11 protein-coding genes and 1 pseudogene are annotated in these 12,053 nt (G+C 69.9%); 9 read left to right on the top strand and 3 right to left on the bottom strand.

Annotated features, from left to right (window positions below; all coding sequences use genetic code 11):
• Nucleotides 1-102: 102 nt before the first annotated feature.
• Together OIE67_RS44025 and OIE67_RS44030 are read left to right on the top strand one after the other, a co-directional pair.
• Complete coding sequence (locus OIE67_RS44025) at nt 103-1,290, top strand: CaiB/BaiF CoA transferase family protein (RefSeq protein WP_326631721.1); 1,188 nt, start codon at nt 103-105, stop codon at nt 1,288-1,290.
• Nucleotides 1,291-1,308: 18 nt separating this feature from the next.
• On the top strand, nt 1,309-2,745 hold the full coding sequence (locus OIE67_RS44030; RefSeq protein ID WP_326631723.1) for an SLC13 family permease: 1,437 nt from the start codon (nt 1,309-1,311) through the stop codon (nt 2,743-2,745).
• Nucleotides 2,746-2,759: 14 nt separating this feature from the next.
• Here the strand turns inward: OIE67_RS44030 and OIE67_RS44035 are convergent, their stop codons facing one another.
• Complete coding sequence (locus OIE67_RS44035; RefSeq protein WP_326631725.1) at nt 2,760-3,131, bottom strand: DoxX family protein; 372 nt, start codon at nt 3,129-3,131, stop codon at nt 2,760-2,762.
• 163 nt (nt 3,132-3,294) lie between these two features.
• Between OIE67_RS44035 and OIE67_RS44040 the strand changes: the two genes are divergently transcribed.
• Complete coding sequence (locus tag OIE67_RS44040) at nt 3,295-3,984, top strand: TetR/AcrR family transcriptional regulator (RefSeq protein WP_326631727.1); 690 nt, start codon at nt 3,295-3,297, stop codon at nt 3,982-3,984.
• A 13-nt stretch (nt 3,985-3,997) separates the two neighbouring features.
• Here OIE67_RS44040 and OIE67_RS44045 read toward each other — a convergent pair whose 3' ends face one another.
• Complete coding sequence (locus tag OIE67_RS44045; RefSeq protein ID WP_326631729.1) at nt 3,998-4,198, bottom strand: hypothetical protein; 201 nt, start codon at nt 4,196-4,198, stop codon at nt 3,998-4,000.
• Nucleotides 4,199-4,210: 12 nt separating this feature from the next.
• Between OIE67_RS44045 and OIE67_RS44050 the strand changes: the two genes are divergently transcribed.
• From OIE67_RS44050 to OIE67_RS44070, 5 genes are all read left to right on the top strand, one after another.
• On the top strand, nt 4,211-5,728 hold the full coding sequence (locus tag OIE67_RS44050; protein WP_326631732.1) for a tyrosine-type recombinase/integrase: 1,518 nt from the start codon (nt 4,211-4,213) through the stop codon (nt 5,726-5,728).
• Nucleotides 5,728-7,482 carry a hypothetical protein gene (locus OIE67_RS44055; RefSeq protein WP_326631734.1) on the top strand — a complete coding sequence of 585 codons (1,755 nt, stop codon included), beginning with the start codon at nt 5,728-5,730 and terminating at the stop codon, nt 7,480-7,482. The genes OIE67_RS44050 and OIE67_RS44055 overlap by 1 nt, the downstream gene beginning before the upstream one ends.
• Nucleotides 7,482-9,410, top strand: a complete 1,929-nt coding sequence (locus OIE67_RS44060; protein ID WP_326631735.1) for a hypothetical protein — start codon at nt 7,482-7,484, stop codon at nt 9,408-9,410. The genes OIE67_RS44055 and OIE67_RS44060 overlap by 1 nt, the downstream gene beginning before the upstream one ends.
• 50 nt (nt 9,411-9,460) lie before the next feature.
• On the top strand, nt 9,461-9,862 hold the full coding sequence (locus OIE67_RS44065; RefSeq protein WP_326631737.1) for a hypothetical protein: 402 nt from the start codon (nt 9,461-9,463) through the stop codon (nt 9,860-9,862).
• 143 nt (nt 9,863-10,005) lie between these two features.
• Nucleotides 10,006-10,602 (top strand): NUDIX hydrolase, encoded by a 597-nt coding sequence (locus OIE67_RS44070; protein WP_326631739.1) that lies wholly within the window; start codon nt 10,006-10,008, stop codon nt 10,600-10,602.
• Between the two features lie 183 nt (nt 10,603-10,785).
• Here the strand turns inward: OIE67_RS44070 and OIE67_RS44075 are convergent.
• Nucleotides 10,786-11,481, bottom strand: a pseudogene (locus tag OIE67_RS44075) (TSUP family transporter).
• Nucleotides 11,482-11,571: 90 nt separating this feature from the next.
• Here OIE67_RS44075 and OIE67_RS44080 point away from each other — a divergent pair.
• Nucleotides 11,572-12,036 carry an HAD family hydrolase gene (locus OIE67_RS44080; protein ID WP_326631741.1) on the top strand — a complete coding sequence of 155 codons (465 nt, stop codon included), beginning with the start codon at nt 11,572-11,574 and terminating at the stop codon, nt 12,034-12,036.
• Nucleotides 12,037-12,053: the final 17 nt, after the last annotated feature.

The raw sequence follows: 12,053 nt of genomic DNA on the forward strand, positions 1-12,053 counted from the left end.
GCAGAACCTTTCACCTGTGAACCGCTTCCACGTCTTCCCGTCGCTCCGACGGCGCGCGATCGTGGCTGCGAAAGCCGAGGTGAGAGGTGAAAGGAATACCAAGTGGCTGACCGTCCGCTCAGCGGAGTGCGTGTCCTGGACGTGTCGACGATCCTGGCCGGGCCGCTCGCGTCCGCGCTGCTCGGCGAGTTCGGCGCCGAGGTGATCAAGGTCGAGCATCCCGCCACGGGCGATCCGGCTCGCCACTACCCGCCCCTGGAGGAGGGCGAGTCGGCCGCCTGGTCGATGATCGGCCGCGGCAAGCGCAGCGTCACGATCGACCTGCACCACGCCGAGGCGGCCGCGCTGGTCGGCCGGCTGGCCGCGGCCGTGGACATCGTGGTGACCAACTTCCGCCCTTCGACGCTGCGCCGGTTCGGCATCGACTTCGACGACCTGCGCGCGTACCGGCCTGATCTGGTGATGATCCAGGTGAGCGCGTTCGGCAGGACCGGCCCGTACGCCGACCGGCCCGGCTTCGCCCGCGTCGCGGAGGCGTTCGCGGGCCTGACCCACCGCACCGGCACCCCCGACGGGCCGCCCGTCTTCGCCGGCTATCCCGTGGCCGACGGCGTCACCGGCATCTACGCCGCGTTCGCCGCCATGCTCGCGCTGCGCCAGCGCGACCTCACCGGGCAGGCGCAGCTCGCCGACATCCCCCTGTACGAGCCGCTGCTGCGGATGATGGAGGACTTCGTCGTCGAGTACGGCGTCACCGGCGAGACCCGCGAACGCCAGGGCAACCGCAACCCGCACATCAGCCCCAACGACCTCTACCGCACCCGCGACGGCCGCTGGCTGGCCCTGCCCGCCTCGACCGAGCAGATGTGGCGCCGGCTGGTCACCGTCATGGACGCGGGCGACCTCGCCGTCCACGACTCCATGACCGCCCGGCTGGAACACCGCGAGGAGATCGAGGCCAGGGTCGCCGCCTTCGTCGCCGCCCACGACCTCGACCCGCTCATGTCCCTGCTCACCGAGGCCGGCGTGGCCGCCGGGCCGGTCAACTCCGCCGCCGACATCTGCGCCGACCCGCACATCAGGGCCCGCGGCTCGATCGTGGAGGTGCCGGACGCCAGGACGGGCCGCCCGCGGCTCATGCAGGCTCCGGCCGGGCGCTTCTCGGGGTTCGACCCGACCATCGGCGGCGCCGCGCCCGCCCTGGGCGAGCACACCGCCGACGTTCTCCGCGACCTCGCCGGGCTGGCCGAGCCGGAGATCCATGACCTGCGCCACCGAGGAGTGGTCTGACCCGAAAGAGGCGTGCCCATGACCATGGCCACCCTGTCCATCATCGTGCTGGCCGCCCTGCTCGCGGCGACCCTGATCCCCGGCTTCGACCTCGGCCTCGGCGCCCTGGCGGCGGCGTTCCTGCTCGGGCTCGCGGCCGGCGTCCCGACGAACGACGTGACGGGCTTCTTCCCGGCCGACTTCTTCGTGCTCATCGTCGGCATCACCGCGCTGTTCGCCGTCGCGCAGCTCAACGGGACCCTCGACTGGTTACTGGACGTGCTGCTGCGGGCCGCCGGGGGCCGGCTCGTGCTGATCGCACTGGCGCCGTTCGCCATCGGCGCCGTGCTCACCGCGGCCGGCACCCTGCCCGCCGCCGCGACCGCCATCGTCTCCCCCATCGCCCTCGGCTTCGCCGCCCGGTACCGGATCTCGCCGATGCTGGCCGCCGTCCTGGGCGTCACCGGGATCATCAGCGGGCTGCTGTCGCCGCTGGCCGTGTACGGGGTCACCGCGCGCTCGCTGAGCGACAAGCTCGGCATCGACCTGCCCGGGTCGGCGCCGGTGACGTTCCTGGCCGGGGGGCTGCTGGCGGGGCTGGTCGTGTGCGCGGGCTGCCTGGTCGTCGGCCGGTTCACCGGCGGCATCCCCCGGGGCCGCGCCTCCGTCCCGGCCACGGCCGCGCCGCTCGCGCCCGGCACCACCGACCCGGCCGGCCCCGCTCCCGTGTCCGGGACCGCCGAGCCGGCCGCCCGGTCCGACTCCACCGGCCTTGAGCCCGCGTCCGGCACCACCACTGCCGACGCCGCTTCCGGCGACACGGCTTCCAGCGCCACCTCCGGCACCGCGACCGTGACGGTCGCACCCACGGCGGCGGCGACGCGAGACCCGGGTTCCGGAACGCGGGCCTTCACGCTGCTGTGCATGGCCGCCGTCGTCGTCCTGTCCGTCGGTTTCGACATGAACGTCGGCTATCTCGGCCTCACCGCCGCCCTGGCGCTGCAGCTGGCCTTCCGGCTGCCGCTCGGCGCGATCGTCTCCCGGATCCCGTGGAACGTGGTCCTGCTGATCGGCGGCCTGCTCACGTACGTGGGCCTGATGCAGCACCTGGGCGCGTTCAAGCAGATCAGCGAGCTGCTCGGGGTGGCGGGCTCGCCGCTGCTCAGCCTGCTGGTGCTGTGCTACGTCGCCGGGATCACCTCCTTCGCCGCCAGCTCCATCGCGGTGTTCGCGACCGTCATGCCACTGCTGCCGCCGCTGGTGGCCGCCGGTGTCTCCCCGGTCGGCGGGGTGCTCGCCGTCGCCCTGGCCTCGGTGCTGGTCGACCTCAACCCGCTCGGCATCACCGGCGGCCTCATCCTCGGCGCCGCCGAGCCCTCGGCTCGGGCCCGCCTGTTCCGCCAGCTGCTCGTGTACGGGCTGATCTCGATCGTCGTCGCCCCCGTCCTCACCTGGGCCGCCTTCGGCTGGTGGTGACAGGGGAACGGCCGTCAGAAGGCGTACGGGCCGAACCGCCCCCACGCGACGAACGCCGCCAGCAGGAACAGGACCGCGTTGATCGCGATCCCGGACGGCTCCTTGCGGCGGACGTGGACCACCGCGGCCAGCACCATCGTCAGCGCCAGGCCGGCCGCGGCCAGCGGGGTCAGCACGGTGGCGATGCCGGTGAGCGCGGGCAGGACCAGTCCCAGCCCGCCCGCCAGCTCGGCGACGCCGATGAAGCGGACGGTGCCGGCGGAGAAGTCGTCCACCCACGGCAGCCTCGGGGCCAGCTTCTCCTTGGGCTGCGTGGACTTCATCACGCCGGCCATGACGAACATGCCGGCCAGGGCGATCTGCACGATCCACAGGACGACGTTCATGGGGGATCTCCTACGGTCGGGGGTGCGGCGAATCTGGTGCGATGACAGCGCTCGGGCACGTTCGGCCCTCGTCCACCACGTAAGTGGAACGGCCTGCCCGGTTTCATCATGCCACGTCCCGCGACAAAGTGGGTAGATCGTTCCACTTGGGTAGAGTGGAGACATGAGCTGCAGCGCGGACCCCGACCCGCTCGACGACCGGCAGCCCGGACCGGGACTGCGCGCCGACGCCGAACGCAACCGCGACCGCATCCTGGCCGCGGCCCGCCGCCTGTTCGCCGGACAGGGGCTGGGCGTCTCGATGGCCTGCGTGGCCCGGGAAGCGGGCGTCGGCAAGGCCACCCTGTCGCGCCGCTTCGCCAGCCGCGAAGAACTCATCAACGCCGTCTTCGCCGACCGCATGGACGCCTACGCCGCCGCCACCGCCCAGGCCCTGGCCGATCCCGACCCGTGGCGCGGCTTCACCGGCTTCATCGAGACCGTGTGCGCCATGCAGGCCGCCGACCGGGGCTTCGCCGACGTGCTGGCCAGGTCGTTCCCCGCCGCCAAGGCTGTGGAGGCGCGGCGCGCGGAGGCGTACGAGGGGTTTCTGGCGATCATCGCCCGCGCTCAGGAGAGCGGCCACCTGCGCGCCGACTTCACCGCCGACGACCTCGTCATCCTGCTGATGGCCAACGCCGGCGTCGTCGCCGCCACCGCCGGCGCGGCCCCCGACACCTGGCGCCGCCTGGTCGGCCAGATGCTGCGCGCCTACGCCACCCCCGGCGCCCCGCTGCCGCCGCTGGCGCCACCGCCCAGCCAGACCGCCCTGTATCGCGCCATGGTCCGCCTCGCCCGTCACACCTCGGGCTGACCGGACGGCTCGATCAGCCGAGCGCCTTGACGAGCTTCCCGGTGAACCGGTGCATGTGCGGATCGAGCTGTTCGACGGGCTCGGCGAGGACCTCCCGCGGTGACAGCCATCTGATGCCGGCGAACTCACCCTCGTCGTAGGAGGTGATGGGGTCGGTCTCGATGAGGAACCAGAGCGAAGTCGTTGCATAGTTGGAGTGTCCTGATTCCTTCATGCCAGTGACCATGTGAGCCATCCCGCAGCGATTGTCAGTTGCAGTCCTATATGTAACGAATCTAGGTTCGGGCCCATGCAAGTCATCGGGTTTCAGCCAGCCGCGTGGGAGTCTTGGGGACTCGAGCGCCAGCCTCTGATCGCTACCGGGATGCCGGTCCTGATCGACGATGACTTGCTGTTCGAGGACGCTGATGGCGTCCGGCCGTCCGTGATCGTGAATCGGTGGTTGCGGGAGCTTCCCGCCAGCGGCGCGCCGGCTCAGCGGACGTGGGAGGTGTACGCCGGGATACTGCGGCAGTGGCTGGAGTTCTTCGCCGAGCGGACGATCGACCCGCTGGCAAGCGAACGGCCGGAGATGCGCGTGGCCCTGGGCGCGTACGCCGAGCATCGGCTGACGGGACCGCTGGAGTTGCGGCTGGCTCCTGCCACGTGGAACTTGCACATGAACGTGCTGTCGGGGTTCTACAAGTGGGCGGTCGCGGAGGGGTACGCCTCGGCGGTGCCGTTCACGTATCGGACGGCCATCCGCACGATCGACCAGATGCGGGTCGAGGTTGAGCGGAACATGGCGGCCCTGCGCAAGGCCAAGCCGCACTCGACCATCAAGTATCTGGAGAACGACTTCGCGGATCTGTTCGTGAAGGCGCTGGCGGGTCTGCGGCCTGACGGCCAGCCTGACGACTCCTATCGAGGACGGCAGCTCGGACGCAACGCCGCGATGGGTGAACTCGTGCTGGCCAGCGGGCTGCGCCGCAAGGAGTTCACCCACCTCCTGATTCACGAGATCCCGCCGCTGCCGAACCGCCGGACCGTCGTCCCGGTGCCGTTCCTGGTGTCCCACAACCTCGGCAAGGGCGGAAAACAGCGCACCACCTGGATCACCTACGAGGCGCTGGTCAAGGTGCATGAGTACATCGCGATGGAGCGGGCGATCGCCGTCAGCGGGTCGACCTGGCGGCCTGCTCGGGGTGAGCCGCTGCTCGTCGAGCGTCCCGATTGGGAGGGCGCGACCATCAACGGAAAGCGCATGTCCTGGCGGGTGCTGACCGCCCAGGAGCGTCTTCGTCTGGTGGAGCCCGGCGGTGGGTCGAGCTTGCTGGCGCTGCAGTACCGCGGGGAGCCGTTCGTCGACTGGGCGACGGTGTTCAGGCGGGCGTCCAGGAGGATCCGCGCGGCCTATGAGCCGAGATTCCCGATCGTTTCTCCGCACCGGCTCCGCCACACGTTCGCCATGGCAACACTCGAGAAGGCGAGCAAGGGCTACTACCAGCAGGCAGCCGCGCTGGTGAAGGACGCCGACGCGAACGCCGCCCTGGCGCTTCTGCTGACCAAGACCGACCCTATGTCCCTGCTCCGCGACCTGCTCGGGCACTCTTCGGTGCTCACCACCGAGATCTACGTCAAGCGTTTGGACGTCACCCGGATCTTCCGGGAGGCCTACGAGGCGGCCGGACGCGCAGCCGGCCTGCTCGATCCCGAGGCTCAGGCCGAAGCCGACGCCGAGTTCACCGACGAGGACGAGGCCTGATGCCCGCCTCGGTGATCGCGGATCCACTCTCGGTCCGCTTCGTGTTCGCGAACGGAACGACCTGGACCGAAGCTCTGCACGGTCTCCCGAACCCGACGCTCGCTGCCGATCTGGCCGCCGGCCTGGCGATGTGCGTTCACCCTCACGGCGGCATCGGATCCAAGGATTCCGCCAAGGCCTACGGCTGGGCGCTCCGCCGCATGGTCAGAGAGATGTCGGCGAACGGCTTCAACGGCGGCGCATCGGACCTTCGTCGCCACCATCTGACCCGGCACTGGCTCGCGAGCACGAGACAGACCGAGCGGCCTGAGCGCCTTGTCCTGCGCGCCCTGGAGGAGACGGGCTACGCCCTTGATCCGGAGGTCTCCCGGTACCTGGAGGGCCGGAGCCTCAATGCCAAGCCGTCCACCGAACCGCTGAAGTCCTACACCGAAGGTGAGTGGAGGCGGATCACCGAGCACGCTCAGCGGATCGTGACCGAAGCCGCGCAAGCCCAAGCCGAGGCCCGCCGGACGGCGGTCGGCGCCGATCCTCGCGAGGCCGGGCTGGGGCCCGGCCAGATCACGGCCGGGGACATCGCGCACATACTGCTCGCCGCAGGTCCGCTGAGCCGACGCGAACTCTGCCGTCACCTGGGATGGGGCTACACAGACTCCGCCACCAAAGCCGCCCTATCCTCCGATCCCCTCGGGTCGGTGAGAGAAGCGCTGTTCCCCACCCGGGAGGTGGTGAACGCCTACAAGGTGCTGTTCGCGACCTTCACCGGCATCGTCCCCGATGGCATCTCCTCGCTCGGGATCGAGGACATCGTGTGGGCCGGCGACAGCGACATCCTGCTCAGCTACATCAAAGGCAGGACCGGCCCGGAAGGACTTCACCTCCCCAAGCGGGCCGTTCGCCTGCTGGAGCGCTGGCTCACCTACTCGGCGCCGCTGCGGAGCTTCACACCCGAGCCGTTGCGCTCCGAGCTGTGGATCTACACCTACGGCCCGGGCTGGTCACGACCTCCGATGGTCATGAAGCCTGACAAGTACACCGGGAGCCTGGCGACCTGGGCCGAGCGGACGGGCGGGATCAGCGCCGATGACGGATCGCCGCTGCACCTCCACAAGGGGCGGTTCAGACCGACGTTTGAGAGCTTGCTGGCGAGCCGGGGCTGGACCGGCCGCACGACGATCGACCCCAACCACACCGCGGGAGTGGAAGGCGACCACTACCTGGCGGCCACAACGCCCGCCCAGATCGACGCGGTCGAGACGCTCATCGAGGAGGGGCAAAGCGACCTTCTTCGCAAGGCCCTGCCGCCGACCGTGCTCACGACGGAGCAGACCGTCGAGCTGGTCGAGCAGTTTCCGGACCTGATCGCCTCGCTCGGGCTCGATGATGCGGCGATCACCGAGCTGGTCGGCGGGGAGCGTGATGTGTTCACCGCGGCGTGCGCCGACCAGCTCTCGGGCCAGCACGGACCGGCCGGGCAGCCCTGTCCGGCCCGGCCCTGGGTCTGCCTGATGTGCCCGCTGGCGGTGTTCCTGCCGCGCAACGCATCGAACCTTCTCCGGCTGCAGGCGTTCTTCAGGCGCCAGTTCCGGCAGATGCCGTCCAACCAGTTCATGCGGGTGTTCGGCCCGTACGCAGATCGCCTCGACACCGAGATCCTGCCTCGCTTCGACGAGCGGACGCTGCAGGAGGCCGCCGCCGAGGTCACCGACGACGATCAAGAGATCCCGTTGCGCCCCGAGGAGACCACCCTGTGATGAGGTCCGCGATCGCCAAGGAAGCCTCGCGGCCGAGAGCCGGTCGGCGCCGGTCGGTCTTCGCCGGCGTCGATGTGTGCGAGGCCGCGGGACTGAGGCTGCGGCCAGGCAGCCATCGGCCGCGGTTCGAGGAGCCGGTGTGGCTCCTGGACGGGCTGGCGGACGCCCCGGTGACGATGGGAGCGTCGGAAAAGTGCTGGGACTTCGCCATCATCGGCAATCCACGGTGGCGGGTCCTCGTCCAGGAGCACCTGCTCGCCCTGGCCACCCCTCGGCACGAGGCGGTGGCGGAACTCCCGCACGCCTTCCGCACGCGGCGCAGCCCGCGGACCTGCTACTTGGTGCTCAAGGAGCTGGCCAGTTGGTTCAACTGGCTCACCGGCCAGGGCGTGAACGAACTCGACGAGGTCACCCAGGACCACTGCGCCGTCTACCTGCATGAGCGGTCCTTCAGCAAGCCCACGCGCAACCAGCCGCAGCGTCGCCTGGATCCCGACTCGCTCAAGAAGACCGTCGCTGCCGTGCAGAGCATCGCCTACTACGGCGAGCTCTACAGCACTGACCGCTACCGCGATGGGTTCGTGCCGTGGAACGGGCAGAAACCCTACAAGGTGGTCGGACTCAAGATCACCCGAGCGAACAAGATCCCCGCTCTACCGGACAACGTACTGCGGCCGCTCCTCGCCGCGGCCCTGTTCATGGTCGACGTGATCGGCCCCCACCTCGCGAGCCTCCTGGACGAGACGGGCGGCCGACCCGCACCAGGAAGAAGCTGCCGCTGGCCCACGCACGATGTACTGGTGGTCCGGGCGGACGACGAGACCCTGGTGCCGTGGACGGCGCCTTCCATGACGGCCAGGGAAATCAACGGCCTGGTTGCCCTTGCGACCACGGCCGCGCAGGTCGTGACCTCGGCTGTCACCGGCATGCGCAGCAGCGAACTCGCCGAGATCGTGGTCGGCTCCCGCAAGAACCCCGTCCCGGCCCCGGGCGGGGGGCTACGTTTCCGGCTTGCCAGCAAGGTCATCAAAGGCCGTGAGTTCGGCGGAGACGATGACGAGTGGGTGGTGCTCCCCGAGGCCGACCGCGCAGTGGCGCTCGCCGAGCGCTTCGTCCTGGCCCGGCCATCCCGTGCTCGCGACAGGCATGTCTTCCCCGCCTGGAACACCGAGCTCTACTGGCGCTTCCGCGCGTGGGTGAACGGACCCGGCGGCCGGCAATTCGGTCTCGAGCCCATCCCCGACGGTCCCTGCACCCCTCGAATGCTCCGCCGGAAACTCGCACAAGAGATCGCCCGGCGGCCCGGCGGGCTCTTGGCCGCCAAGGTGGCCCTGAAGCACGTCTCCGTCGTCACGACCGAGGGGTACTGCAACCGCCCGGACGGCTCGCAGGCCATGTTTCTCGCCGAGGTCGAACAGGCCCAGGAAGAACACCACCTCCGGCTCACCGCCGATATCTACCGGGACTACACCAGCGGCATCATGCCGACCGGGCCCGGCGCCCGGCATCTCATCGACGCGTTCGAGCACATCGACAACGTGCTGAAAGAGAGCAGCCAGACCGCGCCGGTCGTCATGGACACCGAACGACGAATCGAGAACATGCTGCGCGCCACGGCAGGCGCCCTCCACATCGGGACGGCGAACTACTGCTGGTTCCGCGACCCTGCCCAGGCCCTCTGCCTGCGGATGGCCGGAGCCGGTGACGCGACCAAACCTCTCGCCGGGCTCTGCGACTCCAGCCGGTGCCCGCAGGCCACCCATCACCCCTGCCACCGGCCGGTCTGGCAAGACCGGGCCGAGACGTTCGAGGTCTTCCTGGGCAACCCGCGCTTCCCCGCGGGTGAGAAGAAGCGACTGCGCCCCGAATACGAGCGGACCCTGAAGGTCCTGACCCTGATCGACGCCTCGGAGGGGCCGAACCGATGAGACTCACTGACGAGCAGCGCCACCTCATCGAGGCGAGGATTCGCGCCGCCATGGACCGGCTGCTGGCTGGGAACCTCCCGGCGGGCGGAAAGTGCGACATCAAGACCCTGGCCGCCGAGGCCGGGATCTCCCGCAACTCCCTCTACACAACGTACGAGCATCTCAAGAACGAGTTCGAGGAACGCAAGGCCCGCCTCCGGGCAGAAGGGCAGATCACCGACCCGCGCGACGCTCAGATCGACCGGCTCAAGAAGGTCCTCGAGCGGCACAGAGTGCGGCTGGAGGAGAAGGAAGCCGAGCTGTCCGAACTGCGCGCCTTCAAGATCCAGGCCATCTCGGCGATCGCCGCGCAGTACGACGAACTCGAACGCCTCCGACGGCAGCTATCCCGGCCTGCCAAGGTCGCAGAGCTTCAACCCTCCCGCTCGAATGGCCTCATCGGGCCCTGCTGATGCGCCAGCCGATCATGTCCGCCCGTTGCGGACGGGGCTTCCCCCCACCTCGCGTATCTACGCCCCAAACTTTGATCGACATGGCAAGCTGAGCGTTCGGACAACTGTCCGGTCCATCCTCACGAGACCTATTGGGGTCGGCGATGCCGCTGCTGGAACAAGATGCTCGCGGCGTTGTCCGCGATCTGGTCGCCAACGTGGTTGCCCACGATGAACAAGAGGCCGAGCACCAAGCGTGGATGCTCAACTGGGTGGATTCAGGGGCCCAGCTGTTCCGCCTGCAGAAACCGGTCACGCCGCCCCAGCACCTCGCGGTGTACGCGGTCCTGCTCGACGAGCCCAGCCGCTCGATCATGCTCGTCGCGCACATCCTCGCCAAGGCCTGGCTCATGCCAGGCGGCCACGTCGACGACGGCGAAGACCCTCGGGTCACGGTCGTACGCGAGTTGCAGGAAGAACTCCAGATCGCACCACCGTTCCACCCCGACTTCGGCGACGACCCCTTCTTCCTCACCGTCACCTGGACCACCCCGCCAGCCAGCCACCAGGACGCGACTTTCTGGTTCATCTTCTCAGCTGATCGCGACGAACCGATCACGCCCGACCCCCGCGAATTCAGCGACGTACGCTGGTTCTCCCTCGACGACCCGGACGCCTTCACCAGCGGCAGCTTCGACCCTGGCTTCCACCGCTTCCTGGACAAACTCACCGCCCACATCGACGCCAAGACACTCGCCTGACGCCGCACAGACCCGCGTTGAACACCGGCCTGCCGGTCGCGGGACGCGGGGGAACTGTCGCCGCGGATGGCGACGATCAGCGTGATGAAGCCGGAACGCGCGGTCGGCCAGGTGCCCGGTCGAGGACAAGATGAGCACGTGGGTCATGGTGTGCCGTTCGATCCACTGGTGGGGCAGGTGGGGTCAGCCGCCGGTGATGAGCAGGAGCAGGACGAAGACGTGGGCGGGTAGCCGGTTGACGATCTTCTTGCCCGCCCAGGCGCCGGCGGCGCTGGCCGGTGCCAGGGCCAGGCCGGTGGCGGCGGTGGAGGCGGTCAGGATGGCGGCGGCGCCGAAGACGATGAGTTTGGTCAGGTGCATCACCACCGCGGCGGCGGCCTCGGTGCCGATGTAGGCACCCCGGACCAGGCCGCGGGCCAGGAAGAACGGCGCGACCATCGGGCCGACGGAGCCGACCAGCGCCGAGCCGAACCCGGAGGCGGCGCCTACGGCGGCGAACGCCGGGTCACCGAGGGATGCGCTGCGGGGTCGCCAGCGCCGCCAGATGACGGCGGCCAGCAGGAACGCTCCGATAACGCGGGTGAGCGCGGGCAGCGGCGCGGCCTACAGCAGCAGCGCGCCGCAGGCGGCGGCCGGGACGGCTCCGGCGGCGAAGACGCCCACCTGGCGGTGTTCGATCTCGGTCCGGTTGAAGTAGACGCGGCTGGCGTTGCTGGCCAGTTGCGCCACGGTCAGCACGGCGACCGCGTCGCGCGGGCCGAAGACGGCCACGAACACCGGCAGCAGCAGCACCCCGCCACCGAACCCGGCCACCGCTGACAGCAGCGCGGTGGCGAACGTGGCGCCGGTCAGCAGCGCGATTGTCCACACCCGCCCCATTGTTCAGCACCTGCGCTGCCGGCGTATCGTCGGCGTCGGCTGCTCGTACGGCGGCCGTGGCCGGCTCACGGTGAGGAGGGGTGAGCGCTCGTGGCGATCACCGTGGAGGTCCCAGGCCGGCCCGCGCTCGTGCTGGAGCATCTGATCTGCGACGTCAACGGCACGCTGACGGCGCGCGGGGAACTGATCGACGGTGTCGCCGTACGCATCGACCGGCTGCGTGCGCTGCTGGTGGTGCATCTGGCATCGGCCGACACCTTCGCCACCTTGCCGATGATCGCTGAGCGGCTGGGCGTGAACGCGATCCGGGTGGAGACGGGCGCGGACAAGGCCGATCTTGTGCGGCGGCTGGATCCGCAGGCGTGTGTGGTGGTGGGCAACGGCGTCAACGACCGGCAGGCGCTGGAGGCGGCCGTGCTGGGCATGGCCGTGATCGGCCCGGAGGGAGCCTCAACGCGCGCCCTGGCGGCCGCAGATGTGGTCTGCGCCACGATCACCGACGCGCTGGAGCTGCTGCTGGACCCGCGCGGCCTGACCGCCACTTTGCGGCCCTGACCTGCGCGGCTCCGGCA

This window comes from Nonomuraea fuscirosea, assembly GCF_035917475.1.
Classification (GTDB): Bacteria; Actinomycetota; Actinomycetes; order Streptosporangiales; family Streptosporangiaceae; genus Nonomuraea; species Nonomuraea fuscirosea.